This is a genomic window from Streptomyces montanisoli, assembly GCF_017813245.1.
In the GTDB taxonomy this organism is placed as follows: Bacteria; Actinomycetota; Actinomycetes; order Streptomycetales; family Streptomycetaceae; genus Streptomyces; species Streptomyces montanisoli.
In genome coordinates this window covers 1-26764 of sequence record NZ_JAGIQL010000092.1, presented here as the reverse complement: position 1 = coordinate 26764, position 26764 = coordinate 1, and the positions used below count along the sequence as shown (strand labels likewise).

The 26764-nt window shown below is 68.5% G+C and carries 15 protein-coding genes and 1 pseudogene; 3 read left to right on the top strand and 13 right to left on the bottom strand.

Annotated elements, in window-relative coordinates; translation table 11 throughout:
- Nucleotides 1-215: 215 nt before the first annotated feature.
- From JFN87_RS20930 to JFN87_RS20910, 5 genes are all read right to left on the bottom strand, one after another.
- Nucleotides 216-2369 (bottom strand): AIPR family protein, encoded by a 2154-nt coding sequence (locus JFN87_RS20930; protein ID WP_245180692.1) that lies wholly within the window; start codon nt 2367-2369, stop codon nt 216-218.
- Nucleotides 2370-2517: 148 nt separating this feature from the next.
- Nucleotides 2518-5700: a type I restriction endonuclease subunit R gene (locus JFN87_RS20925; RefSeq protein WP_209342155.1), complete on the bottom strand. Its 3183-nt coding sequence runs from the start codon at nt 5698-5700 to the stop codon at nt 2518-2520.
- Nucleotides 5697-6968, bottom strand: coding sequence for a restriction endonuclease subunit S (locus JFN87_RS20920; RefSeq protein ID WP_209342153.1), 1272 nt, complete (start codon nt 6966-6968; stop codon nt 5697-5699). Before JFN87_RS20920 ends, JFN87_RS20925 begins: the two co-directional genes overlap by 4 nt.
- 56 nt (nt 6969-7024) lie before the next feature.
- Nucleotides 7025-9016 (bottom strand): type I restriction-modification system subunit M, encoded by a 1992-nt coding sequence (locus tag JFN87_RS20915; protein WP_209342151.1) that lies wholly within the window; start codon nt 9014-9016, stop codon nt 7025-7027.
- Nucleotides 9017-9121: 105 nt separating this feature from the next.
- Nucleotides 9122-11326, bottom strand: coding sequence for an N-6 DNA methylase (locus JFN87_RS20910; RefSeq protein ID WP_245180688.1), 2205 nt, complete (start codon nt 11324-11326; stop codon nt 9122-9124).
- 240 nt (nt 11327-11566) lie between these two features.
- Between JFN87_RS20910 and JFN87_RS20905 the strand changes: the two genes are divergently transcribed.
- Entirely contained in the window at nt 11567-12226 is a 660-nt protein-coding gene (locus JFN87_RS20905) for a hypothetical protein (RefSeq protein ID WP_209342149.1), read from the top strand.
- A gap of 52 nt (nt 12227-12278) precedes the next feature.
- Nucleotides 12279-13910 (top strand): RNase H family protein, encoded by a 1632-nt coding sequence (locus tag JFN87_RS34385; RefSeq protein WP_209342147.1) that lies wholly within the window; start codon nt 12279-12281, stop codon nt 13908-13910.
- Between the two features lie 25 nt (nt 13911-13935).
- Here JFN87_RS34385 and JFN87_RS20895 read toward each other — a convergent pair whose 3' ends face one another.
- The 5 genes from JFN87_RS20895 to JFN87_RS20875 form a co-directional block, all read right to left on the bottom strand.
- Nucleotides 13936-15042: a hypothetical protein gene (locus tag JFN87_RS20895; protein WP_209342146.1), complete on the bottom strand. Its 1107-nt coding sequence runs from the start codon at nt 15040-15042 to the stop codon at nt 13936-13938.
- A complete protein-coding gene (locus JFN87_RS20890) occupies nt 15039-17042 on the bottom strand; it encodes a hypothetical protein (RefSeq protein ID WP_209342144.1) in 2004 nt (667 codons plus the stop codon). Before JFN87_RS20890 ends, JFN87_RS20895 begins: the two co-directional genes overlap by 4 nt.
- A complete protein-coding gene (locus JFN87_RS20885; protein WP_209342142.1) occupies nt 17039-17791 on the bottom strand; it encodes a toll/interleukin-1 receptor domain-containing protein in 753 nt (250 codons plus the stop codon). The genes JFN87_RS20890 and JFN87_RS20885 overlap by 4 nt, the downstream gene beginning before the upstream one ends.
- 195 nt (nt 17792-17986) lie before the next feature.
- On the bottom strand, nt 17987-19099 hold the full coding sequence (locus JFN87_RS20880; protein WP_307865533.1) for a helix-turn-helix domain-containing protein: 1113 nt from the start codon (nt 19097-19099) through the stop codon (nt 17987-17989).
- Nucleotides 19100-19267: 168 nt separating this feature from the next.
- Nucleotides 19268-20623, bottom strand: coding sequence for a hypothetical protein (locus JFN87_RS20875; RefSeq protein WP_209342137.1), 1356 nt, complete (start codon nt 20621-20623; stop codon nt 19268-19270).
- Nucleotides 20624-20837: 214 nt separating this feature from the next.
- Between JFN87_RS20875 and JFN87_RS20870 the strand changes: the two genes are divergently transcribed.
- Nucleotides 20838-22646 carry a pectate lyase-like domain-containing protein gene (locus JFN87_RS20870; protein ID WP_209342134.1) on the top strand — a complete coding sequence of 603 codons (1809 nt, stop codon included), beginning with the start codon at nt 20838-20840 and terminating at the stop codon, nt 22644-22646.
- A gap of 90 nt (nt 22647-22736) precedes the next feature.
- Here the strand turns inward: JFN87_RS20870 and JFN87_RS20865 are convergent, their stop codons facing one another.
- From JFN87_RS20865 to JFN87_RS20855, 3 genes and pseudogenes are all read right to left on the bottom strand, one after another.
- Nucleotides 22737-23582 (bottom strand): SigB/SigF/SigG family RNA polymerase sigma factor, encoded by an 846-nt coding sequence (locus JFN87_RS20865; protein WP_209342132.1) that lies wholly within the window; start codon nt 23580-23582, stop codon nt 22737-22739.
- 182 nt (nt 23583-23764) lie between these two features.
- A complete protein-coding gene (locus JFN87_RS20860; RefSeq protein ID WP_209342130.1) occupies nt 23765-24157 on the bottom strand; it encodes an SH3 domain-containing protein in 393 nt (130 codons plus the stop codon).
- Nucleotides 24158-24314: 157 nt separating this feature from the next.
- Nucleotides 24315-26764, bottom strand: a pseudogene (locus JFN87_RS20855) (hypothetical protein); the annotation flags it as partial.

The window sequence follows — 26764 nt, the reverse complement described above, 5'->3', positions numbered from 1 at the left end:
GGGCCTCGGGGTGCACGTCCAGCTGGTCGGCGATGCGCTTGATCGCCCCAGCCCGGACGGCCGGGTCCTTGCGGGCCTCGACCGCGAGACGCGTCGCGCGTTCACGCAGTTCATCGGGGTACTTACGAGGAGCAGCCATGAGCGGCATCCTTCCGGGTCTTCGATGTCTCCATCAAACCCGGGGCGATTCAAAGCGTGCACGCTACTTCCCATACTCACTCTCGTTCGGTCTGCTCGTCGTGCAGTGTCCGTGCAAGGTCGGAGAGTGTGACGCTACCGTCTAGCGTCCACCGTGCCGGTCCCTGGACTGCGACAGGGGCCTCCTGCCAGCCAGCGAGCTCATACAAATTGAGGACCAGGCGCGTCGGTGAGTAGGCCTTCCCGTCTACCGCCCATACGAGACACCGCGTCCGATCGTTCACCCAGGTGGCTTCACCTCGTCTGGAGTCTGCCGAAAGCCAGGGGGTGAGCGCGTCGATCTCGGGCTTGTTCCACAGGCGAAGCCGGACTGGTGTGCCGTTCTTGATGCTTCCGTTGTCTACGAGGGTAGGCACAGCATTGGGGCGGCGTGGCTTGCGCTTGCTCTTTTTGGTGGCCTTGTAGATCGTCGGCAGGTCCGGGATGACGCCTTCGCGTTGGGCGTCGCGCAGTACCAACTCCGCAAGCCGCTTGCAGCGCCCGGCGTCAGTAAGTGTTCCGCTGAGGAAGGAGGTGGACCCGTACTCCGTGTCGATGTGGTGGATCAACCAGGAAAGGACTCGGTTAGTGAGTGCGGGTACCTCTTGCAGTGCTGCGTCCCAGTCGAACTCCGGATCGTCGATGTGATCCTGGTCGAGAAGCTGAAAGACCAGATGGGTGATGAGTAGGTCACCCCTCTGGCTCACGTCGGCGGCACGCTTCTGAAACCGTTGCCGTTCTTCGTTGAGAGCGGTGCCCACGGCCCGGTGGACAAGTACCGAGCGCCAGATCTGGAAGGAACTGGGACGTTCTCCGAAGAGGCGGGGGTACGCGCCTCTGCTGCCGCGCTCCCAGAGGAGGTCTGTGTCCCGCTTCGCTCGCACGGCGAGTTCTGAGTTGCGGTGCGCGCAAGCGAGCGCAATGGCAGCGTGCACAACCGAGCAACCCTCGTCTGGAGCTGGGTCAGGTTCACCACGCTTGAACACGTAAGACTTCTGAAGGGACAGCATGAAGTCTTCGCGGATCATCGCCTGTACTTCGTCCAAGGCGATGAAGTCGCGTTCCTCCACGTGGTTCTGCGTATTGGTCGTCTGGGTGATGCGCTGCGCGAGATCGGGAACGTTCTTGTCGACAACGATCACCTTGACCGTGACCTCGGCGTCTTCCACCGCTTCGGGGGACGCCTCCATGGCCCGATGTGCCGCCGCGACGGTTTGTGCTCCGTTTACGACGCTGACTCCCGAAATATGCAGGTGCACGGGCTCGTCTGGGCGCCGGCGCCCTGGCCATTCCTCTTCGAGTTGATCGCATAGAACGGTCACCCCGTTGTTGAACAGCCAAAAGTTCTCCGGCTCGTTCTCCAGGGTGCTCAGCATACCCGAGTTAACGGGAGTGGTGCCGAGAGACTGGCGCAGGTTCTGCTCGTACAATCGGCTTTCATACGCCTTGTACCACTGCGCAACATTGCTGGCGGGCACCGTTCCCTGGTAAGCCGTGAGTGGGATATGCCTCCGTAGCCAGTTCGTCATCTGCACGGTGACCCGTACGGGCTCTGGCGTGAGATCCTCGCGAATCTGTCGGAGGATGTCCGCAGCGTGGACTACGCGGTACTCGAGGACTGGCCCAAGGCCGTTGAACTCCTTGCGTGCGTCCTCCAGAACGTTGGTGGTCTCCTTGCTGAGTGTTCCCACACCCATGACGGCAATAACCAGAGTGACTTTTAGCCGGGCATCGTGCATTGCTGCGTTTACACGAGCAGCGATTGGCTCCAGACGGTCGTTGAAGCGGTCGAAACTTCGTTGCTCGACCAGGCGGAGGCCGGCGACGAGCTTGTGTGCCCCGTTAGTGTCGAGCTTGCCCTTGCCGTCATCGCTCCACTTGGCTTGAACCAGCCAGACCTCTTGTGTTCCCTCGGTGACCGCAACGCCGTCGATTCCTTGGTCATCTTCGCCGTCGATGACCGAAACCCCGGCGCTCTTGTGATCGCAGCCAGTAACTTCGCGAACGGCCGCCGCTGTTAACGCGCGGGAGAGGAATCGTTGTTCGTAGCCATGCTGGTCGTAACCCTTGAGGTCCTCGTCGTAGATGAGTCCCTTGTACTGCTGCAAAAGCGCGGTGCGGATCTGGTGAATGTGGATGGGTGCCGTCGCAGCCCTCCGTTGAGTCTCTTCCAACCCTGCCCCCAGTGCCATGCGCTACATCTCCTGACGCAGTGTAGCGTTGATCTTGCATGATGGTCCGCCGATGGAGTCGGCGGACCCTGCTCACGTTGTCTGTTGGAGCCTCGCCAGCGCGGAGTCTTGGGACGGTGTAGCCTCGAGTGGCTCCTGCGTCCCGCGCTCAGAATTCATCCAGCCCCTCCTCCCGGCGGATCATCCGCCAGGCCGCGCGGCGGGCGCTGCGGTCGAGGTTGGACTTGAAGTCGCGGTCCGCTCCGAAGTACCGCTTGCCGAGCGTGTCGATCGTGGAGACATGGTCCATCATGTTCTCCTCGAACTTCTTGTCGAAGACGACGCCGAAGTTGTCCTCGTCGTTGACGAGGGCGGCGGCCCGGACCTTCGGGTCCTTCTTCGTCGCGTTGAAGGCTGGAAGAACGTCCTCCTCGGTGAACTCCGTGCCGAACTTCGCGTTGAACCTCTCGATCAGCTCGGACAGTAGCGACTTCTCCGCGTCCTTGCCGCCGCCGGCGCCGTCGCCGAACCCCTTGAGCTCGGCGGCGCCTTCCGGAAGCAGGGACTTGTCGTGTTCGCCGGTCTTCTCGACGCGCAGGTGGCTGAGGTCGACCTCTCCTATGTCGACGCCGCCGTCCGCGAGGCGCGGCAGGCGGTTGAGCAGGTAGCGCCCGTACAGGTACAGCCGCTCCAGGTCGGGGTCCTGGTAGGGCACGATCTGCGCCAGGAAGCCGTACTTGCGGACGTAGTCGTTGAGGTTGGCCCGGAACTCCTCTGCCGCCTCGGCGTCGTCCTCGTCTTCGCTCTCCAAGAGGGCGGTGAAGCGGGTGACGGCGGGGGAGAGGAGCCGGTACAGCTCGGCGTGCAGCTTCTCCCATTTGGCCTGCGAGCCGGCGGCCTTCTCCTGTGCCTCGAAGTACGCGGCGACGAACTCGTCCATGTCCTGTTCCGAGACGATCGGCGCGGACATCACGCGGCTCTGGGCCGTGTAGAGGAGGTTCGGGTCGGAGGGGAGTGTGTGCGCCTCCTCGAAGTACGGGCGGAAGGCGTCCTGTATGTCCTCGGCATCGTTGACGAAGTCGAGGACGGCGAGGTCGGCCTGGGACTTGCGCTCGGCGGTGCGGTTGAGGCGCGAGAGCGTCTGGACGGCGGCGATGCCGGTCAGCGTCTTGTTGACGTACATCGTCGTGAGGAGCGGCTGGTCGAAGCCGGTCTGGTACTTCTCGGCGACGACGAGGATCCGGTACTCCTGCTGCCCCTTGCCACCGGCCTTGGCGGCCTTGTCGTCGGCCCGGGTGTACGCGAACGCCTTGGGAAGCCCGCTCTCCGACAGACCACCGTTCTCCTTGCTCTCGGTGGTCTCCTCACCGTCGATGGTGAGGGAGCCGGAGAACGCGACGAGGACACCGAGGTCCGGGAACTTGGTGTCGTACTCGCGATCGGCGATGTAGCTGCGGATGGCGCGGGCCATCTGCACGGCGGAGTGTCGCGACGCCGTGACCACCATCGCCTTTGCTCGTCCGCCGAGCCGGCCGCGGGTGTGGGCGACGAAGTGCTCGACGATCACCTGGGCGTGCTGCGACACCGTGTGCTCGTGCATGAGCGCGAACCGGGCGAGCAGGCTGTTCGCCTTGGAGGGGTCGACCTCCTTCTCGTCGCGGTTGAGGTTCGCGAGCTTCCAGTAGGTGTTGTACGTGACGTAATTGCGCAGCGTGTCGAGGATGAAGCCTTCCTCGATGGCCTGGCGCATCGAGTAGGTGTGGAAAGGGCGGTAGACGGTCTTGCCGTTCTCCGTGCCTTCCGTGCCGAAGAGTTCGAGGGTCTTCGCCTTGGGTGTGGCGGTGAAGGCGAAGTAGGAGATGTTCGAGGCACGCGACCGCTCGATGGCCTTGGCCTTGAGCTGTTCCTCGACGGTGACGGCGGTGGCACCCTCGTCGTCCGAGTCCGCGTCCAGACCCAGTTCGCGAAGCGCCGAGCGTACGGCGGTGGCGGCGTCTCCGGACTGGGAGGAGTGCGCCTCGTCGAGGACGATCGCGAAACGGGTGCCCTTGATCTCGGTGGGGTTGCGCTTGATGTAGTCCAGCAGGGCCGGGAACGAGTGCAGGGTGACAGTGACGATCTTCCCGGAGTCCCGGGAGAGGGCGCGGGCGAGCTGCTCGCTCTTGGCGCCGTGCTTCTCGTCGACCTTCACGACCAGGCCGTCCGTCTGGCTGAAACTGCCGACGGTTTCCCGTAGCTGGGCGTCCAGGTTGCGGCGGTCGGTGATGACGATGACCTTGTCGAAGACGGGTTCCCCGGGCTTGATCCGCCCGTCCGCGAGGGCCTCGGTGTCCAGTACACGTGGGTCGGGGTCGGCGTGCAGATCACTCAGCCGGTGGGTCAGCCAGCCGATGGTGTTCGACTTCCCGGAACCTGCGGAGGCCATCACGAGGTAGAGCCGGCCAGTGCCGTGTGTGGCTGCGTGCGCAGTCAGCTTCTTGACGGCGTCCCACTGGTGGTAGCGCGGGAAGATCGTGGACTTGGTGGTGCCGCCGCCGGGCGTCTTGGTCTTCTGCTGGTGCACAAAGCGCTGGAGGAGGTCGAGCCAGTTGTCCGGTTGCCAGACCTGTTCCCAGAGATAGGAGGTGGAGTATGCGCCGTGGGCGGTGGGTGAGGGGTTTCCGGCGCCGCCGGGCTGGCCGGGACCACTAGATCCGGTGTTGAAGGGGAGGAAGTGGGTGCTCTTGCCGCGGAGCTGGGTGGTGACGAAGACGAGGTCGGGGTCGACGGCGAAGTTCGCGATCACGCGGCGGGTGAAGATCAGCTCGGTCGGATCGCGGTCGGTCCGGTACTGCTCCTTGGCGTGCTCGACGCCCTGGCCGGTGAGCGGGTTCTTCAACTCGGCGGTGGCGACGGGCATGCCGTTGAGGAACAGGGTGAGGTCGAGGCGGTGGCCCCAGTCGGCCTGCTTGGTCGCGTAGGGCAGTTCTCGGACGACGGTGAGGCGATTCGCCCGGTAGCCGTCGAGGACGGAGTCGGCGGAAATGAGGTTGGGCTTGAAGTAGGCGAGGCGGAGGAGGACGCCACGGTCCTTGACGCCGTTGCGGAGGACGTGGAGCAGCCCGTCGTCGGCAATGGCCCGGTCGAGCCGCTGCGCGAACCCGCGCTGGGCTTCGTTGGGGTTGCCGCCGTAGACGGTGAGGAGCTCGTCCCACTCGTCGGGCTGGGTGGCGCCGATGAAGGTGAAGAGTTCGTTGGTGTCGAGGCCGAGGTCGGGCCGGTAGTCCTCGGGGTTCGCCTCCCGCCAGCCGTGGTCGCAGAGGGCGGCGACGATGGCCGAGCCGAAGGAGGACTCGTCGTGCACGGGACTCATGCGGTGACTCCTTCGGTTACGTTGCGGCCGCTGGCGGTGGAGACGTCGAACTGGCCGGTTACGGCGGAGGTGATGAGGGCTTGGCGGCGTTCCGCGAGCAAGGTGAGCTGACGACTCAGCAGTTGTTTCACTTCGGCATCCTGGCTTGCTGCTCTGTCGAGCTCAGTGACCAGTCGGGCCTGAGTTGGAACATCAGGAAATGGGAACCTTTGCGGCCTTAGCTGTTCTCGCGTGAGGTGAGTCATGGTTGAGGTATTTCCCTGAACCTGGAAGACTCTCATGCGCTCGGACGCAACCAGGCAGTAGTAGAGCCAACGGGTCAGTTCATTGCCTCGTGCCCTGATGCGGTGGAGGGCCTTCTGGTAGTAGATCTCAGTGATCTCTCCGCTCCACACGGCCGCCCGCCCTGGCCAACTTCCGCCCTCGTTTACTAGCAAATCCCCCGGCTTGAGTCGATATCGGGCCTGCTCTGTGGGGGGGAAATCCATCATGGCCAAATCGGTGACATCGATTCGGTCCCACTGTACATTGGCTACTCGAAGATAGGGGCGGAGGTATTTTCCCTGTGCTCGCTCTTGGTTGAGCATCTTACCAAGCTCGACTTCAAAGTAATGAGATACGGCACCGACCCGCCAGTTTGCGGGCACGGGGCCGAGCCAATCCAGTCCGCTTTCCTTACGCACGTCCTTGAAATGAGCGCCTCGCACTGCGTCGTATACACGACGGAAGGCGGCTTCCTCGAGTAGGGTCTGCTGCCGAGCGCGCAGGTCGTAGAGTCGATCGAGGCGGGCGGTCTCGACGTCAAGGAAGTCGGCGATGCTGCGCTGCTCCTCCAAGGGAGGCAGTGGAACGAGTGCGTCTCCGAGACGGTCGCTGTTTAGCTCGATCTGGTTGGTGGCACCTACTACCAGGGCAGCGAAGATGTACTCTTGGAAGGCTCTCGACGTCAGCCAATAGAAGGCAAATCGGGGAAGCAGTGCTTCATGCTTTGTTCGGACGATTGTTACATGACTATCTGCCATGCAAGGTAGGCCATCCGGCGGGCCTGAGAAATAACCTACGCGCCCAAGGGTGCCCGTTCCCGTCGAGTTGATTAGGACATCATCCTTGTGTAGATGGCCTTTGATTTTTGTCGCACCGAGGAAATCGTGAAATCGTGTGCGACCCCAGTCAAGCCCGCCTGACTGATTCGATGCCTGGCCAACTGCTCGTACGGGTCCGGCGTCGACGTAGTTAGGTGCTGAGCCGCGATTGAGTACCTCGGTCACGTGCTTTAGAGGAGCGGCTGACCATCGCGGCGGAAGCTCAGCTCCAAGTACGGCAGTCACTCTGTCACCTCACCCAAAAGTCCCTGAATCTCTGCCTCCAGCGCCTTCAACTCCGCGTTGATCTCCGCCAACGGCCTTGGCGGCTCGTACACGTAAAAGTGCCGCGTGAACGGAATCTCGTACCCGACCTTCGTCTTGGTGTGGTCGATCCATGCATCCGGTACATGCGGGTGGACCTCCCGCGACAGGTACTCCTCGATGTCCTCGCCCAGCGGCACGTTCTCGTAGTCCCGCAGCTCCCCATCCGGCTCCGGCTCGCCCTTCACACGCTGGACCTCGCCCTCCGGGTCTCGTACCCCGATGACCTCCCGCAGCGCCTTGTTGAACGGCGCTCCCGTCGGCCACGTCCCGCCGGCCGCCACCACCGCGTCCTTCAACGCGAGCCAAGCCTCCTGCTTCGTGCTCCAACTGGCACCCATCACGGACTTGAAGGCATCCGCCAGAACCCCCGCCTGCGGCAACCTCTGGATTGCCTTCGACACCTCCAGCGCCGCCAACGTGTCCTCCGTCACCTCAAACCGCAGCTTCAGCGGGCGCTCAACCGTGATCCGCTGATACCCGAAGTCCTCGTTCCGGAAGACCTTCACCTTGCCGTGCAGCGGATGCTCCGCATCCCCCGCCGCCTCCAGCGCCTCGCCGTACAGCTTGACCACTGTCGCGATGTGCTCCTTGCCCAGCTCCTTGCGCTTGTCGCCCAGCGACTTGCGCATCTTCTGCCACTGGTCCCGCGCGTCCAGCAGCACGACCTTGCCCTTGTGGTCCGGGCTCTTCCTGTTCGTCAGGATCCAGAAGTACGTCGAGATGCCCGTGTTGTAGAAGAGCTGGTCCGGAAGCGCGACGATGCCCTCAAGCCAGTCGTTCTCCAGGATCCAGCGGCGGATCTCCGACTCGCCCGAGCCCGCCGCGCCCGTGAACAGTGGTGAGCCGTTGAAGACGATCGCCAGGCGCGAGCCGCCCCCGCCATCGACGTCCACCGGCTTCATCTTCGAGATCATGTGCTGCAGGAACAGCAGCGAACCGTCGTTGATGCGCGGCAGCCCCGCACCGAAGCGGCCCGCATCGCCGAGCTTCTCGTGCTCGTCGGTGACCTCGTCCTTGACCTTCTTCCACTCCACGCCGAAGGGCGGATTGGCCAGCATGTAGTCGAAGGACTTGCGCTTGTGGCCGTCGTCGGAGAACGAGTTGCCGAAGCGGATGTTCTCCGGGTCCTGGCCCTTGATCATCAGGTCCGACCGGCAGATCGCCCACGACTCCGGGTTGAGCTCCTGCCCGAACACCTCCACCGTGGCGTCCGGGTTCAGCTCCGTGATCAGGTCGTCCATCGCCGAGAGCATGCCGCCCGTGCCGCACGCAGGGTCGAGGACCGTGCGGACCGCGCCCGGGAGTTGAAGCGCGTCGCCGTCCGGGGCGACCAGCAGCCGCACCATGAGCTGGATGACCTCGCGCGGCGTGAAGTGCTCACCGGCCGTCTCGTTGGACTGCTCGGAGAAGCGGCGGATCAGCTCCTCGAAGATGTAGCCCATGTTGTGGTTGGGCACGACCTCGGGACGCAGATCCAGGTCGGTGAACTTGCCGATGACCTGGTAGAGCAGTCCAGCGCTGTCCAGCCGCTTGATCTGCTGCGCGAACTCGAAGCGGTCCAGCACCCCACGGGCGTTGTCCGAGAAGGCCCCGACGTACACCGTGAGGTTCTTCGCCGCGCTCTGCGGGTCCGCCGCGATCTTCTTCAGCGTCAGGTTGGACGTGTTGTAGAAGGAGTGGCCCGAGGCCCGGCGCAGGAATCGGTCCGCGTCGATGTCGCGGTCCTTGTACTGCTCGGCGATCTGCGTGACCTTCTCGCGGGTCGGCTCCAGCACGCACTCCAGCCGCCGCAGCACTGTGAACGGCAGGATGACCTTGCCGTAGTCCGACTGCTTGTAGTCCCCCCGCAGGAGATCGGCGACCGACCACGCGTGGTTCGCCAACTCCGTGTGCTTGCTGCTGTTCAAGGCCTCTTCCGCTTCCCTTCCGGGGCCAGTACGGATGATGGTGCGGCGCGGACGGACCGGCATGTCTTCGTCCGTCCGCCGCCCGCTTCAAGAATGGGGTACTTCTCAAGCCTCTGTGGGCTCTGGTACCAATTGCCCGCCCGTGAGCCCCCCGCTCACGCGCCGTGTCGTCTCGTCCGCCAAGTCTCCTATGCGCCGGGCCTGTTCGCGTAGTGCTTCCACGTGCCGGAAGGCCTCGCCGTACCGTCGCTGCTCGGCCAGCGGCAGCAGCGGCACGCGCAGTCGTCCCGGGCTGAGGTGGAGTGTCGAGCTGCCGGTCGAGGCACCTGCCAGGTTGGCCTCGGCGCTGAGGAAGCCCAGAAGGAACCAGGGATCGAGCCGCGCCGGGTCCGGCCGGAACAGGTGGACGCCCGTGCCGAGCAGGACACCGGCCTCCGCCTCGCCCGCGACCCGGGCCACCGGGCCCGTGCCGCCGACCAGGTTGCGGACCAGGACGTCGCCCACCGCGATCTCCGGCACCCGCTCGGCCTGCACGCCCCGCTCGCCCTTCGCTCCATGTGCCCCCTGCGCCTGGGCCTCCGGGGCACGCCCCGTCGGCCCCGTCCCCCGGGCGATGTCGCTGCCTGTCAGGGCCGGCGGGCGTTCCCCGCTCCCGCCGGCTGCTCCCGTATCCACGCCCTTCGCCTCGGCGGCTGTCGTCCGCGACGAGCCGGGGGCCGAGCCCGGCGCCGCGCGCAGGACCTTCAGCGCCCCGCCCCGTGCCAGGTCCGACACGGTGGCCGTGCGCCAGACGCGGGCCGAAGTTCCCGCGGCCCTCCACATCCCCGTGGAGGCCAGCTCGCCCACCGTCCGCACCGCCGACGCCAGGCCCTCGCGGGCCGCCACCGCCTCCCGGGCCAGGTCCTGCGGCGCGATGTCCGCCTGGGAGCCTCGTACCTGCCGTGCGGGTGTCACGTCGACCACCTCACCGAGCAGGTTGACCACGCTCACCGCCCGCGCCACACCGGCCTGCGGCTCGAACCCGTCAGGGTCCCCGGCGTACGCCGTCCACGCGGAGGCGATCTGCTCGCTCACCCGTGCCCAGTCCACCGCCGCCCCGGCACGGCTCCCGCCGCGCGCCGGGGCCGTGGACTCGCCCGCGGTGTCGACGAAGAGGACCGACTGGTGTGCCGGCCTGTCGGGCTCCGGACGCTGCAGCACCCACACCTGCAGGCCGATGTGGAGCGGGATCGCCGCACCCGGTGGCAGGGCCGCCACCGCCCGCAGCGCGCCGGTGCGGATCAGCTCGGAGCGTACGCGGCGCCCGGACGGGCGGGACGCCGTGGCCGGCGGGAGGAGCAGCACGGCGTGGCCGCCCGGTTCGAGGTGGGCCAGCGCGTGCTGGACCCAGGCCAGTTCGGACTCGGCGCGCGGCGGGAAACCGTACGCCCAGCGCGGGTCGTAGGCCAGCTCGTCGTGGCCCCAGTCGCGGTCGCCGTAAGGCGGGTTGGACAGTACGGCGTCGACGGTGAGGTCGGGGAAGGCGTCGGCGCGCAGGCTGTCGCCCGTGCGCACGGTGACGTCCGTACCCTCCTCGGCTGTCAGTGTCAGCCCGACCGCTGACCGACGTGCCTGTACGGGAAGGCTGTCCTGCGCGTACAGCTCGCGAGCGCCACGGGCGGCGGCTGCTGACAGCAACGTGCCGCTGCCGCAGGCGGGATCGAGAACCCGAAGCGGAGAGCCCGGAATCAGGCGGGCCAGCAGATCGGCGAGCGGGGCCGGTGTCCGGTAGGCGCCGCTGGCGGCGCTGTCCTCCAACTCCCGCTCCGCCAGCACACCCAGCGCCGTCTGCGCGCCTTCGTCCCGGACGCAGAGCAGTAGCGCGCGCAGGACGGTGGTGTCGGCGGCGGTGAAGCGGACCGGTTCCGTGTCCGGCACCACGTCCGCGACCTCGGCGGACGCGTCGTTCGCCCGCTTCACCAGATCGGCGTCGGGCAGCGCGTGCAGACCGGTGAGGTCGTCGGCGGGGCGGCGGGCCGCGGCCAGGACCATGAGGAGTAGGTCGGACGCCCCGGCGCCGGCGCGTTCGCGCAGGCGCAGGGTGGTGCGCAGCTCCGCGCTTGGCGTGGCAGCCGTGTGCTGTCCGCGTGAGGCGAGCCAGGCGCGGACCTCTTCCAGGTCGTACAGCGGACTGCTGTCCGTGCCGCCCGAGGGCGCGGGGAAGTCGTCGTGCCGGCGGCGCCAGTTGCTGACGGTGGCGCGCGTGACGCCCGCGATGCGGGAGATCTCGGCGGCGGTCACCTGGGCGGGCGGTGTGGGGGGCTGCGGCATGGGTGAGGTCCTGGCTCCGATGGTCGGCGTGGTCACACAATACAGCACGAGTCAACTTCGAGATAGTGATGGACAGTGCTTTCACTATTGTGCTTTCATGAACTTGCTTCCGATGATGAGCAGTGCTCCCGGCGTGAAGCGTCATCTGCCGTGCCATGGCCACGGTGCGCGCTCGCCTCTGCCGCCACGCGTCAGTCCCTTCGCATCCACTCCATCCACCTGCACTGAAGGAATCGCCCTATGAGCTCGCTGAACGTCTCCGAGACGCCGTCCTCCCAGCCGTCGGCCGACAGATTGCCGCCGGGGAGCCGAGCGCGGCTCGCCCGCAGGATCGTCCTCGCCACGGCCGCGACAGCCGTGGGCTGTTCCCTGTGTGCCTGCTCCGACATCGGCGGTACTCAGAGTGACACCGCATCCGCGTCGCCGGCGGACACCGTCAGTGCCTCGCAGGACGCACAGAGCGCCGAGGACGCCCAGGACGCCCAGGACGACTCCGGCGGCGACACTTTCACGGTGGCGCTGGACAAGACCGCCGCGTGGACCAACGGCGTCGAGGCGCACTTGAGCGGCTTCGGCCGCGGAACCTCCGGCGAGTACGCCAGCCCGTCCCACAAGGCGTACCTGTCCTTCTCCGTCACCATGCGCAATGGCTCCAAGTCCTCGATCGACCTGAGCCTGGTCAGCGTGTCCTGCCCGGGTGGCGCTGACGAGATCGTGGACATGGACGCGGGCTTCAAGGGCGCGCCGGACGCGCACCTGCTGCCGGGCAAGTCGCTGACCTGGAAAGAGGCTTGTGAGTTTCCCAAGACGGCGAAGAGTGCCCAGATCGAGATCACGCCGACCGACATCACTGGCGACGGCTGGTACCGCACGGCCATCTTCACCGGCCAGGTGCGGTAGCCCGGACCGCGGTCGACCCTGCTCACCATCACCCGCGACCTGGAAGGCCATCGTGACGACCACCGAGGACACCGAACTGATCCGTCGCCTCGCCGACGACTTCAGCGCCCTGCAGGATGCGGTCCTGGCCCGCATGAACGGGATCTGCGCGCCGGAGAACGTCGCGGCCCTGGAAGATCCTTCGCTCGCGGGCCCCATCACCGTCGTTCTCGCCCACGCCGATGTCCTCGCCCGCGGTGCCGTCAGGCGCGCGGAACTCTCGGTCCAGCCCCGCGAGCGGCTGCGGCCGCTGCGAGCGGACGCACGCAAGGTACGACAGGCACGGTCGCAGGCGGAGGCCGTGTACAAGGAGCGGCGTGCCGTCCACCCCTCCGGTACCCCAAGGCCGGTGGGTCCGCTGGAATTGAGAGTGGCGCGCAGGGCGTTCCCGGCGGCCTTCGCCCATGCCCTGCGGCAGGAACTTCGCGCCAGGGGCCTGCCGGACGGCACACCGCAGGCGCCGGAAAGCGACCTCGCCCGGTGGGCGTGGGAGCAGAAGACGGCAGGCGATGAACTGCCGGTGGAGGTGCGCGAACTCCGGGACTGTGACGACGACGCCTTCGTCCAGGCGCTCCTGCGCGATGCCTGCGAGGAAGAGAACACTCACCTCCGGCACGACGCACTGGCCGAACGGTGGAGCCGCCACGCCCGTACCGCGCTGGCCTGGGGCCGCTACGCGATAGGGCAAGCCGAACGGAGCGTCCTCGCCGCCCCTCCCTCCGCGCGGCGCACCAGACTCGACGCTCTCGACGACGCCTACCAGGACACCGCGGTTCTTGCCGCCCGCGCACGCGAAGCCCAACTTCGGTCGATGGACCTCCACGACCGGATGCGGGCGCGCATGGCCACGGGTCCCTTCGCGGAGCTCGTCGCGCAGTGCCGTGCCGCGGCTCTCGCGCGCTTCGCCGACGCCGAACCCGAGTTGTGGCGCACTATGGGAGAGCTGACAGCGAGGCACCAGGCCGACTGTCCCGAACAGGCCGACGGCTGCCGGCGCTGCCACCGAGCGCTCGCCGGCCTCGTCGCCGACACCGTTCCCGCCGCCTCGGGCAAGGTCGGCGTCGCCGAACCCGAGACGGCGACGGCTCCGGCCGCCGACGACCGCTACGCCTTGCTCACCGACCTTCCCGACACCGCTGTCGTGGCCGTCGCCGATGCGGCCGTCGGTGACGAGTCCGCACTGTGCGGCTACGGCTGGGCTGCCGAGGATGGGACCACCGGGCACGGCGACTCCCTGGCCTCGAGCAGCGGAGAGGCCGAAGTCATCGGCATCTGTGCGGCTGCCCTCAGCCTCCAAGAGCGCCACGACGACGCACCCGTGGTCATCCTGTGCGACAGCACCGAGGCTGTCGACGCCGTCGACACCGCCCTGCTCGCGGGCGACCCGGCAGCCGCCCACCGCACTCTCCTCTTCCCGGAGAGCCGGCAACTGATGGACCGCCTGCTGTCCCACCGCCATCGCGTCCAGGTCCGCTGGCTGAAAGGCCATATCGGGCACGACCTCAACGAAACCGCCGACGCCTTCGCCCGTCTCGCCCTCCGCCGCGCCAACGGGCGCACCCCGCGCGCAGCAGCCCGGAGGGAGGAGGCACGGATCCTGCGTTCGCTCGGCCCTGGTCTCGGCTCTCTCGCGGCCGCGGCATGAAACAGCGGCCGCGCCGGGGCACCGCCTACTCAATGGGTGGGGCTCCGGGCGTGGCACCAGGTGGCTCATCGGGTGTGCCGTGAGCGGAAGCCGGCGGCTCATCACTTTCCGGCGTGGTATCCGTCGGCGGGTCGAATCTGCGCAGCAAATCCTCGGCAACCTCCTGCTGGTCCTGGGTCTTGATGGCATCGGCGATCTGCCTGACCAGAAGCCCTCGTCGGATGTCTCCGTCCGTGAATCCCATACTGTCGAGGAACGCCTCGAAGCGGTCCACGGCGCTCGGTTCCTGTTCGAACAGAGGATGTGACTCCTGCGCCAGGTCCGGGCCGAGTTGCTCGCCGTACGGCCGAGGTATGAGATCACGCAGCCGTTCAGGCACGTCCGTGTCATTGGCGGCAGACGTGAGCTGGGCGAGCAGGCCGAGGTCGGCGACGGTCTTCTCGACCCGGTCGTCGTTCTTGGCGAGCCACCAGACGACCGTGCTACCTGTGTCCTTCAGCACGTCCTCGCTCAGGTATTGGCGCTTGCTCTGCTCGTACTTGCGTTGGTGTTCCCAGACAGCTTTGTCCTTCCGTACTACAGCGAGTTGTTCCAGCCGCTCCTGATCGGGTTCGCGCAGCACGAGCGTGATGTCCTCCGCCATGACCTGGAGGTGCCGCGTCGCCTCAGGGCGCATCCTGCTGAGTGCGCCGCTCAACTCGTGCTGCACCAGGGAGGGCCGGCCCGGTTCTCGCTTCTCGGTGATCAGACGGGCACGCTCCAGGACTGCCTCGACTGCGAGACCTGCTGGATTGAGGACAGGGTCGTTGCCGGGCGGTTCGAGGGGGCACCACCGCACCATCGCCGAGAACACGAAGTCGTAGTCGGCCCATTTGCTGGGCAGTGACACCTGCCTGACGCGGACTTCCCGACGTTCGATAGGCGGATCCGTGCGCTGTTCTTCGACGTCGACCGGCAAGGTGCCGCGTCGCGCCGCGGCGATCCTGAACACCGCCACGGGTATTCCGACGAGGAGTACGGCCAGCGCGGGCCACGCGAGCGTGGGCCAATTCTGCGTCAGGCCGAGGATGGTCAGCAGCAGGCCGCACAGGACGGTGAGGAAGATGGTCGTCGTCTTGCAGCCGGTCGTCACGGTGCGGACCCCTTGGATGACGCTGTCGGTGATGGCGTGGTGCGCGGGCCGAGCCTCTGCGCAGTGGAGATCTTCCTCAGCAGCCGCTCGGTGGTGTCGGACTGCGCTGCTCCTGCGGGGGCGGTGCGCTCGGCGGAACGGGCGCATGCGTACAGTGCGGCGAAGGTTGCGCCGCGCTTGTCTGCACACCGGTCGGCGGCGCTGACGATGAGATCCAGCAGCAGGTCCCCGCGGTGTCCAGCGCCGGTTGCCGTGGACAGCCAGCGTTCTGCGTACTGCTGCCACGTCGCCGGCGGCAGCCCGGCGAGCACCGCCTGCCAGCACGTGATCGCGGAGTGCTGTGTACTGCGCTCCTCCACCAGGGCCCGTGAGTTGCCGAAGGGCTCGATGAGCGCCTCCGGGTCAGCGGCTTGCAGGAAGATGCCGAGTTCGGCGGGCGAGAGGCTATGACGTGCTAAGACGTCGAGCAACAGTCGTCGCAGCCGGCCACTCGTTGCCACGAGGCCACACAGCGCTTGCAGGGCACGGGTGGTGCCGCGTTCCCGGCGAGCCAGGTGGTACAAGCGGAACAGAGCTCTATCGGGATGGCTGGCGGCTATGACGTCCGCACAGACCTGGACGAGTACCTGTGCGAATTCTCCCTTGAGCCGCTTGTTGGCACACCACTGGTAGACCCGTTCGCGGAAGCCCGCGCCCTCTATGGGGTCGTTCAGACCGCAAGCGAGTAAGTGAACGGCGGCCTCCAGCCGGTTCCGGCTCGTGGGCGTCGCGCTCCATCCCTCAGCAAGGGATGCCAGGCCGTCCCCGCGTCCGGTTCGCAGGTACTGAGAGGCCAGTCGGGCTACCAGCGTGTCACGAAGGTCCTGGGTGACGTGTGGGTCGTTTGAATCCACGCTGCGTGCGGTCCAGGTGCCGAGATATTGCCGAAGTTCGGGCATGTGATCCCAGAAGTGGGCACGGATCGCGGCGTCATAGTCGAGGTCCCTGAAGTGCACGTGACCGTCCGGTCCGGTGCCGGCACAGATCTCCTTCAGTCGCTCGGCGAGGTCCTTGCGTTGGAGCAACGGAACCTCGTCCGGTGGGTGTTTGAGTGTCCTGAGTAAGCGTTCTGCCGCCCAGTTGATGACGTCGGCGTGAGCGCCGTGGAGCATGGCGACGGTGATCAGCAGGGCTCGTTGCGGACCTTCGCGTACCCCGGTAACGAACTCCGCGATCTTTCCGCTCCGGTCGCCCCGCGTTGCGCGAGCCGCCTTGCACCACTCCGCGAATCCATCGCCAGTGCGAGCCGCCCCTCGGGCCCGGCGCACCAGGTCAGCGAAGGCCGCTATCTCTCGCATGGGCGGACGTCTTTCCAAAAGGTCCGTGACGGTCGGATCGGATCTCAGGTACTGCTTGAACGGCACACCAAGCGCCCGAAGATGGCGTCGGAACACCTCCAGGGCGGGCGGGCACTCGATCTCGACCCGGTAGCGCTGCAGGTCCGAGTCGATAGCGCTCCCGTGCGGCATGACGACCACGAGATGGGCGCGCTGTTCGTGCACCGCCTTGCGAAGGGAAGAGAGGTCAGCCCGGGCCGCGGCCCAAAGGCCGAACTCGGCGGCGGACAGGTCCAGCAACAGCCGGTCACCGGCACCGACAAGACCTGGGTTCCTCAGGGATTGTTCGTCCTCCTCGCCGGGCAGAAGTTCTCGGAAGATGCCGACGTCCCGATGATGTTCGCTCAGCAGCACGTGAGCCGCGGAGGTGCGGCCGCTTCCCGGTGCGCCGTCCAGAATGACGGTTCCGGTGCCGGCCAACACGTGCCGGGCTTCTCCCATGCCGGGCGGGGCCACCAGCACCCTGCGCTTCCAGGCGAGCTCGTCGTCAGCGATGCGCCGGAAGGCTGATTCGCCCGCCTCCTTCAGCTCAGCGCCGACAGTGATGTAGTTGTGGATGTCGCCATTCCCCGCGTGCACGGAGCCCCGGGGGCCGTTGACCCAGGTTTTGCCGGGCTCGCTCACGCGTCGTCGCCTTCGCTCCGACCGGAATCACCGAAGCGGTGCCGGATGTCCCCGTGGTGGTCGCCCTCGAAGTACGTCATCCCGTCGCCGGAGAAGTGCTTGCCACCCGAAATGTGGCGCGAATTCTGGTAGATGTTGCCCTGTCCCGTGTGCACGGGGCCACTGGTGCCCTTGATGACGGTTCCGCCGACGTCTCCGCTGAAGTCACGGCTCTGCACGACCGTCCCGCTCACATCTCCCGTCGAGTTCCGCACGGAACCGGGCGCGGGCGAGGAAGCGGCGTCCTGGTCCAGGTCCTGCAACCCGGCCATCTCGGCCACCAGGTCGCCGAGGCGCTTCAGTCCAGTCTCGACGTCGTGCCCGTCGAGCCGTATGGACTGCAGATCGGCCAGCCGCGCCAGCTCATCCGGCAGATCGGCCCTGTTCAACCGCTCCGTCTTGCGGCCGTCCAGTACGGGGACGACCGCGATCCCGCACGTGAACGCCTCCAGGATCTCCTTTCTGACCCAGTCCTCAGGGTCGTGCAGCTCCTTCTGGAACGTCGTCCAGTCCGGTCCGATGACAGCCAGGAGCACGGAGCTGCGGCGCAGGGAGGTCAGCAGCTCTTCGGGGTAGGCGCGGCCCGGGGCGATGGACTTCGAGGCACGGAAGGCGCGTTTGCGGCCGAAGCGGTGCGACAGCTCGTGGTCGATGAGCGCGGCGGTCTTGTCACCGTCACCGGTCCGGTAGTTGATGAACACATCAGTCATGGTCATGCCTCTCTTCAGCGAGTAGGGACGTGCGATAAGCCGCCGAGTCGCGCGGCCACCTGACGTACCGATGGGTGATCGGAGTAGCGGCCCAGGACGCGAGCGAGACGCCGCAGGTCGATCGTGACGGTCGCGGACCGGACCGCTGCCGCCGCGTCGAGGAGCGGCGCCGCCAAAGCGCAGGCATGCTCGATCTCACCGTCCGACGCGTAGGCAAGCGCCCGGCGCACGCCGTAGCGCACCTGTGTGCGCACCGCCTCGGGGGAGACCCGCGCCAACTGCCGGGTCAGCTCCTCTGCCGCCTCTCCCGGCCGGGCCGAGGTCGAACAGGCACCATCCGGTCACCATGCCGACCGAGTCCGGCAGGTGCATGCTGCCGATCACCGGCGCGCCGGCGTCGTCCTCCTGGTCGGCCAGCAGCGGCCGGGCCCGCTCCAGGGCACGGAAGCAGGCGTCGTACCTCCCGGCGAGCGCATGTCCCTGAGCTTCACGCTGCGCTGCCAGCCCACGGATGCGAGGGGAGAGCGCGCTGTCCTGTGCGCGCCGCGCCAGCGCTACTGTCAGCGCTGCGTCTTCCTGGTACAGCGTTACCAACGCCCTGCGGACCAGTGCATACCCGGCCAGCGCCCGATCACCGCCGGCATCGGCGAGGTCCACCGCGCGCTGCGTCCACCACATCGCCGCCTGGTCGTCCCCGCTCTCCTGCATCAGCCATCCGACGTATTCGGCGTAGCGGGAGCCGAGGCCGAGCAGACTTCTGCGGGTGCTGGAGTCCGCATGCACGGACAGTTCTCGCAGCGTGTGCGTCTGTGCGATCAGGCCCGGCAGCAGAAACCCGGGCTCCACGCTCTGGCCGAGCCGACGGTAGTGCGTGAACAGCGAGCGGGACGCTGCCAGCATGCCGCCCGCGGTGGCAGGGGAGACCGGTCCCTGGCCACCCTTGCGCCATGTCATCATCGAGGCGGCGCCGGCGCTCACCACTTGTCTCCGGCTCACCGGTTGGAACCAACCCTGCCCGTCCGGGGACAACTGCATCACCCACTCCTCCTCGTCGATACCACCGGTCACCGCTGTGCCGGGAACGTCGGCAGCCGGTGCGGGGAGCAGGGCGATCAGCCCTCCGCCGGCTTGCAGAGCGGTGTCGCACAGACGGGCGAGGTCGCGGCTGGGCGCCTTGATCCCTCGTTCGACCTTGCTGAGCTGCGACTTGCTGTAGTGCACGACCGCTGACAGTGCGGTGAGACTGAGTCCGGCGTCCAAACGCCTTTGCCTCAACTCCTCGCCGAATTCGGTGGACGGCTGCGGCACGGAAGACCTCCATAACCACCCGTCCGTCTGAACAGGACCGCCGCACGAAAGAGTGCGGCAAGCCCGGCCGGACGGACAAGGTGAACGGTGCTGTTTCCCGTTTCCTTTCCCACGGCGGAGATGCCGCAAGAATCGGATTGCTGGGGGGCGGGCACGCCGGCTGCCGGGTCAGGACCGAGCCCGAGCCCAGGCGGGCCGTTCGGCGCGGGCCGCCCGCACCGCCTTGGCGGTCGGCTTGCCGCAGTTCTCCGGTACCTGTTCCAGGGGTACGCCCAACTGCTGGGCCCAGGTCCGGCGCCAGCCCTGGCGCCGGACCGTGCGCTTTCGACGAGTCCGGGCGGACCGTGCCGCGCGCCGGGCGGCCTCGGCGCGGGCGGCCTCCTCGTTGCGGAGCCAGGGCGGTGGTGCGGCCAGGAGGCCGCCTACGTGCTGTGGGTGCCACCAGCGGCGGCCGCGCGGACGCAGGGCGGCGATCACGTCCACCGGAAGCTGGAACAGCGCGGCGACCGCCTCGTCGCTCAGGCGTGTCGCCTCCTCGGCCGCCGCCAGCACGGCCTTTTCCTCAGCCGCCCGCTCCCGCCGCACGGCTGCTTCCGCTTCCGCGGCCGCCGCTGCCGCGCGGGCCTCGGTCAGCCACATCGGGGGAGCGGCGAGCACTTCCTCCAACTCGGCACGCGCCATACAACCGGCGATCATGTCGACCCGGCCCTCGAACACGGCTGGGCGGATGCCGCTGCGCTGCTCGATCTGTGCAGGTCGGGCGAGCGCGTTCGCTGCCACGCGGGCCTGGGGCAGTACCTCGTCCAGCATTTCGGACCGTTGCCCGGGCCGTAGCCGGCACTCGTCGATCAGTGCTGCCAAGGCGTCCAATGCCGCGTCTCCGGCGAAGGCCCTCAGGAATCCCGGGCTCCGAGGCAGGCCCACCGCCAGGGCGGCGGCGTAGCGCACCACTGCGACGGCCGGGCCCCGAAGGGCCCGTGTGCGCACGGCGTCCAGTTCGTGGCGGGCCTGTTCGGCGCGCGCCTTGTTACGTGCGCGGGTGGCCGCCGCCTTGCGGGCTGCCTCGGGGCGGCCCACCGCGGTCGCGGCCTCGCGCAGCACCTGGTCTGCGGCCACATGGTCGGCGAGCCCGTCGACATCGGCCGCCCGGTAGTAGCGCACCGTCAGCACCTTGCCGTACTTGCGCACCTGCTCCTCGGCCACCGGGACGGTCCCGGCCTGGACCACGACCCGCTTGAACTGTGCCGTCGAGATGCCCAGGCGACGGGCCGCCTGCGTGGCATTCAACCGGTGCTCGGCGGCCAGCCGTGCCTGGAACGCGTCCAGGTCCTCGGCAGCCCGCCGCACCTCGTCCGGATCGAATCGTCGGTCCGCGCCTCGCTCCAACAGCCCGGCCGTGACCGCCAGGTCGATCTCCCACACCGCAAGTCCGAGCGCCGCGCGCACTTTCTCCCGCCCCCAGCGGGCGCAGTTGCCGCCTGTGGCATCGCTCTGGCTTCTTCCCTGCCGCCCCTCATCCTTCATGACGCAGAAGCTACGGCGTGCCACTGACAGTGACAGTTGGTGGAGAGTGAGTGAGGCCCGAGAGGGCCTGGCGCCGCAGACTTATTGACGGTGTGTACCGGCGGTGATTCACTCCGGTACTGAGAGCGCTCTCACGCGGTTGAGAACCAGCCGCGGTCCCTTCAGCTCACCACTTTCAGGGAGAGCCGTGTCCGTGATTCCCTCTCGTCGTGCCATGCTCCGCGGGGCGGCGGCCGCTGCCGTGGCGGTGCCGTTGGCCGGTGGCGCCGCAGGATCCGCCTTCGCTTCGTCCCCCGTCTCCGCCGGCCGCTCGCGCGGCCACGGCCACGGCGGTGATTGCCATGGGCGGACCGACCTGGGGCACAACGTCCTGGTCTTCGACCCGTCGATGGGCGACGCGGCGATCCAGAAGCAGATCGACGCCGTGTTCGCCGTCCAGGAGTCCAACCAGTTCGGCACCGAGCGGTATGCCCTGGCGTTCAAGCCGGGCACGTACAACGTCGAGGTCAACGTCGGCTTCTACACCCACGTGCTCGGGCTCGGCGAGAGCCCCGAGGACGTCGTGATCAACGGTCATGTGACCGTCGACGCCCAGTGGTTCGACGGCAACGGCACCCAGGACTTCTGGCGGGCCGCCGAGAACCTGACCATCGTGCCGCCCGACGGCCTCGACCGGTGGGCCGTCGCCCAGGCCGGGCCGCTGCGGCGCGTGCACGTCAAGGGCGACATGATCCTCATGCCGAGCCCGCCCGGCAACGGGTGGTCGAGCGGCGGGTTCCTCGCCGACAGCGTGGTGGACGGCCAGATCGACTCCGGCTCCCAGCAGCAGTGGCTGTCGCGCAACGACACCATCGGCAGCTGGAAGGGCTCCAACTGGAACATGGTCTTCGTCGGCGTCCAGGGCGCGCCCGCCACGTCCTTCCCGACCCCTCCCTATACGAGCGTGGACCGCACCCCGGTGGTCCGCGAGAAGCCGTTCCTGACCATGGACCGCCATGGCGACTACCACGTGTTCGTGCCCGCCTTGCGGCGTGAGACGAGCGGGACCTCCTGGCATCGCAGACGGGCCGACGGGCACAGCATCCCGCTTAGCCGGTTCCACGTCGCGCAGCCGGGCGACTCCGCCGAGAGCATCAACCGGGAGCTCGCCAGGGGCAAGCACCTGCTGATCACCCCCGGCATCTACTCGCTGTCCTCGCCGCTGCGGGTGTCGCGACCCGGCACCGTCGTCCTCGGCCTCGGGCTCGCCACCCTCCAGGCCACCCACAGCAACTCGCTCATCGAGGTCGCCGACGTCGACGACGTGTCCGTGGCCGGCGTGATCCTCGAACCCGCCACGCCCTACTCGCCCGTCCTGCTGCGCGTCGGCCACGGCCGCAGCCGCAGGAGCCACGCGCACCGGCCCACCGCGCTCTTCGACATCTTCCCGCGCATCGGCGGCGCCGTCGCCGGCGGGACGGATGTCTCGATCCAGATCGACAGCAACGACGTGATCGTCGACCACGTCTGGGTCTGGCGCGCCGACCACGGGCTCGACGGCACGGTCGGCTGGTCGGTCAACCCGGCGGGCGTCGGCTTCCTCGTGGGCGGCGACCGGGTCACCACGTACGGGCTGTTCGTGGAGCACCATCAGAACTACGAGGTGCTATGGAACGGCGACCACGGCCGCACCTACTTCTTCCAGAACGAGCACCCGTACGACGTGCCGACGCAATCCGCGTGGAGACACGGCGGTACGAACGGATTCGCCGCCTACAAGGTCGGCGACCACGTCAGGGAGCACCACGCGTGGGGGCTCGGCAGCTACGCCTTCTTCAACCTCAACGCGAACATCTACACCGACCGCGCCTATGAGGTCCCCGACACCCCGGGCGTCGTCTTCACCTCGCTGATGACCGTCTGCCTCAACGGCGCGGGCGGCGGCGGCATCCTGCACTGCGTCAACGACGCGGGCGACCCCGTCGAGAACGGCTTCGGCACCTACAACATGAAGGCCTACTCGAACGGCGTCGCCACCGTTTGAGGTGGCGCGCGAAAGCGCGCTCGGCCCGGTGCGCGGTCTCAGGACCGCGCACCGGGCCGAAGGCCGGAAAGGCGAGGGGACGCCGGGCGCTCAGTCCTGCGTCAGCATGCCCGAGCGGAGCGTCTTGAGCGTGCGGCCCAGCAGGCGCGACACGTGCATCTGGGAGATGCCGAGCGCCTCACCGATCTCGGACTGCGTCCACTCCCTGCCGAAGCGCATCTCGAGGATCGTCCGGTCCCGGTCGTCCAGCTCGGCGAGCAGCGGGGCGAGGGAGGTCAGGTCCTCCACCAGCTCCATGCCCGGGTCGCAGGCGCCGAAGGAGTCGGCGAGCGTCGCGGACTTGCGCGCCGAGCCCTCGCCGCTGTCGTACGGCATGTCCAGCGAGTCCGTGCTGTAGCCGTTGGCGGCGATCAGGCCGTCGATGACCTCTTCCTCGGGACGCCCGAGCTCCGCCGCCAGCTCGGCCACCGTCGGCTCCCGGTCGAGCTTGCAGGAGAGGCGGTCCCTGGCCTTGGCCAGCTCGACACGCATCTCCTGGAGGCGGCGCGGCACGTGCACGGCCCAGGTGCTGTCACGGAAGAACCGCTTGATCTCCCCGACGATGTACGGCACGGCGAACGTGGCGAACTCGTTCTCCCGGCTCAGGTCGAACCGGTCGATGGCCTTGATCAGACCGATCATCCCGACCTGGATCATGTCCTCCACCTGGTCGCGCCTGTTGAACCTGCGCGCGGCGAAGTGGACCAGGGACATGTTCATCTCGATGAGGGTGTTGCGTGCGTACGCGTACTCGTGCGTGCCCTCCTCGAGTTCCTGGAGCCGGTCGAAGAAAAGCTTCGACATCGCACGTGCGTCAACGGGCGAGACTGCCTCAGGGTCTTCGATCCGGGGCAGCTCGCCAACACGCTCCGCGGGGCTGACTGTGGTGGAGACCATGAGCGGTTCCCTTCAAGAACGGGTGGGGCAGACCCTCTTCTGCCCCGGATCCTCGTGACAATACTTTCCGCAGGGAAATCTTTTCGAGCCGGGTTCGACCAGGGGGCCGGACACGGCTCTGCCGCCGTGCGCGGGAAGCGCTCGGCGGCAGAGGACGTGTCACGCGGTGCTGCGTACGCCGGTCAGCACCACGGGACGTGCGACAGGTTCTGGATGTAGCGCGCCGCGGAGTAGCCGCGGTGGTTCTCCAGCTTGTACCAGAGGTCGTTGCCGTCCACGTTCTGGCCGCGCTTCTTGCAGCGCAGTTCGACGATCGAACCGGGGCGGAGGCTGCCCAGGTAGCGGGAGTCGGTCGTCGCCCTCTCGCGGATCGACAGGGGCAGCCGCGCGACGACCTTGCCGCGCGGGTGCTGCCAGGCCATGTGGTGTGCGGGCTGCGCATGGGTCGGGTTCGCCTGCCCGTCGGGGACGGGCGAGGCCGCGTTCGCGGGTACGGCGGCCAGGGAGGCCGCGCCCGCGATCAGAATCCCGGCGAGGGCGGAGGCTGCCCGGCGCCCAACACGCGATGCGTGCATGGAGTCCTTCTTTCGCTGGAGTTGCTGTGCCCCTCTTTAATGGCACGGCGCGAGCCCGAACCGCCCGAAAGAAACAGCTTTATCACCCTTAAGGGCGTATAAAAGTGTGCGTAAAGTCGGATCTTGAGAGCGGCTTCCGGGTGCCGCCCGCAACTTCTCAGGCCTCGTACGTGCGTAGACATACCGGGCCGAACAGGCCCGTACGCACCTGGCCGGCGGCGATCGCGCGCGTCGGCGACGCGTCGTCGAGGTAGCCGGCGAGCGTGCCGCGCACCACGACCTCCACGGTGTTGCCGCCGCGCCGCAGCGCGCCCGTCACCTCCACCGTCCACGGCGCCCACACCCGCTCGCCGCACGGCACGCCGTTGACCGAGACCTCCGCGGTGCCGCGCACCTCGCCCAGATCGAGGACCGCGCGGCCCGCCGGCACCTCGGGCAGCGGCAGATCCGCCCGGTACCGCACGGCGCCGCCCAGCGCGCGCAGCCCGAGGTCCTCCCAACTCGCCAGGGGCGACACGGCCTCGGCCGTCTCGGCCGCCACCGCCGCGTCCAGCAGCGCGCCGCCGCGGCGGCCGTCGACCGCGCTCACGCGCAGCACCACCTCGCACCCGGCGGCGGCCGGTTCCGGCAGCACCACACGGCCCGTGGCGTCCGGCGCGAGCTCCCGCCCGTCCACCAGGACGGCCGTCCGCAGGTCTGTCGGCACGCGCAGCGCCGTCGCGCCGAGCGGCGCGGTGAAGCGCAGCCACTCCTCACGCGGCGGCCCGGGCGCCGTGTCGGGCACCACGGGCTCCACCACAAGGCCCTGGGCCGCCGCCGGTTCGAGCCAGTGCGCGCCCGGCAGCGGATGCGGCCTGGCCCAGGCGCAGACGAACCGCGGGTCGCGCCCCAGGTGCGTCGGGCGGGGCACGAGCGGCACCCCGGCGCCGCCCGAGGCAGCCGTCCAGTGCGCGCCGCTGCGCCAGCCGAGGCCGCCCCGCGCCACCGGGGCCGAGTCGAGGGCCCCGGCCGTCGGGGCGCCGTCCGCGTCGGTCAGGCGCAGCGTCAGCTCGTTCCCGCCGGCCCGCAGGTGCGCGCCGATGTCGTACGGATGGACGCGCACCTCCCGGTGGCCCGGGTACGGGTTGAAGTCGCCCTGGCGCCCGACCTCCGTGCCGTTGACGAGCACGGCGCACGCCCCGTCGCTGCTGACCTGCACCCTCGCGTCCAGCGGCAGCTGTTCGAGCGTCGTGCGCAGCGTCAGGTCGTACGTCGTGCCAGGTACGCCGCCCGTGCCGGCCGACAGCCACTCGGGGCGGCGGTACGCCTCGGGATCGCGCACGACCGCGAAGGAGGCGCGGACCGGCCCGTCGGCGAGCGCTGTCAGGGTCAGGTCGAGTGCCACCGTGCGGCCGGCCGACGCCTCGGGCAGCGGGCTGAACGACTGGTAGCCGTCGCCCTCCACGGGCAGTTCCGCGCCGTCGACCCGTACCCGCCGTGCCGCGTTGGCGCCGACCGCGAGCCACCGCGGCCCCGCCTCCCCGGGCAGCGTGAGGTGCGTGCGCACCGACACCTCCTCGCCCTCGGCGACGCGGCGCAGGTCGATGAACTCCTCCGGCACGTAGCCCTTGGGCCCGAGCCGGTAGTCGTGCACCGGATCGTCGCGGATGCCGCGTGACAGCGACCACTCGGCGGGCTCGTACGCCCCGGAGCCCGCGCGCACCTCGGCGAACGGCCCGAACCCGGCCGTCACGGGGACCCATGGCCCGTGCTCGTCCGCACGGTGCTCCATGCGCCACACCTCGACCGGCAGCGTCCCGCGCCGGTCCGCGGCCGCCAGGTCGCCCCAGTCGTTGTCGAGCGTCGACTGCGCCAGCGCCCGCCACGGGCCCGCCACCTCCACCGCTCCCGTCCCAGGGCCCAGGGGCCGCCCGCTCGGCTCCGGCAGGTCCTGGCCGAGGACGACGAGCGCGACGGCGCCGTCCTCGAACGGCACGTCGAAGCGCCAGCCGCCGTCCGCGCCCGGCGAGACGGCCAGCTCCGTGCGCGCGCCCGTGCCCGGGTCCCAGCGCTGGGCCCGCGGCGCCGCTTCGAGCCCCTCGACGGACACGGCCGCGATGCGCCCCGTGGGCGGCACGTACGTGTAGCCGTCTTCGTGCAACTGGCGCCAGTACTCGGACCAGGAGAAATTGTCCTGCGTCGTCCAGCCGCGTGCGTCGAGCGCGACGATCGGGGCGCGCGTGCCCGTGGTCTCGTCGTGGGCCACCAGCGCGAGCACGTGCGTGTCGCCGTCGCGGCGCAGCAGGTACGGGGCGTCGGCGGTGACCCGCACCGGCCCCCGCGCCACGGCGTCCGGCACCAGCTCGGGGTCCGCGACCAGCGTGACAAGACCGTCCGCCAGCGCGGCGGCGAACCCGCCGTCGGCACCCGCCCCGCCCGCGCTGCTCCCGTCGGCGCCGCTCACGCCGGCACCGCTCACGCCGGCACCGCTCACGCCGGCATCGCTCACGCCGGCATCGCTCCCGCCGGTACCGCGTCCGCCGCCACCGTCGTCTCCGAGGAACAGCTCGGGCGCCCGGCCCACGCACACCACGCGGCCGCCCGCCCGCGCGAACGCCGCGAGCGTGC

Excerpts from the sequence above, each read along its gene's own strand:
- JFN87_RS20860 (WP_209342130.1), bottom strand. The coding sequence starts at position 24,157 with ATGCACGCATCGCGTGTTGGGCGCCGGGCAGCCTCCGCCCTCGCCGGG.
- JFN87_RS20925 (WP_209342155.1), bottom strand. The coding sequence starts at position 5,700 with ATGAGTCCCGTGCACGACGAGTCCTCCTTCGGCTCGGCCATCGTCGCC.
- JFN87_RS20875 (WP_209342137.1), bottom strand. The coding sequence starts at position 20,623 with ATGAAGGATGAGGGGCGGCAGGGAAGAAGCCAGAGCGATGCCACAGGC.
- JFN87_RS20870 (WP_209342134.1), top strand. The coding sequence starts at position 20,838 with ATGCTCCGCGGGGCGGCGGCCGCTGCCGTGGCGGTGCCGTTGGCCGGT.
- JFN87_RS20865 (WP_209342132.1), bottom strand. The coding sequence starts at position 23,582 with ATGGTCTCCACCACAGTCAGCCCCGCGGAGCGTGTTGGCGAGCTGCCC.
- JFN87_RS20910 (WP_245180688.1), bottom strand. The coding sequence starts at position 11,326 with ATGCCGCAGCCCCCCACACCGCCCGCCCAGGTGACCGCCGCCGAGATC.
- JFN87_RS20905 (WP_209342149.1), top strand. The coding sequence starts at position 11,567 with ATGAGCTCGCTGAACGTCTCCGAGACGCCGTCCTCCCAGCCGTCGGCC.
- JFN87_RS20885 (WP_209342142.1), bottom strand. The coding sequence starts at position 17,791 with ATGACTGATGTGTTCATCAACTACCGGACCGGTGACGGTGACAAGACC.
- JFN87_RS20930 (WP_245180692.1), bottom strand. The coding sequence starts at position 2,369 with ATGGCACTGGGGGCAGGGTTGGAAGAGACTCAACGGAGGGCTGCGACG.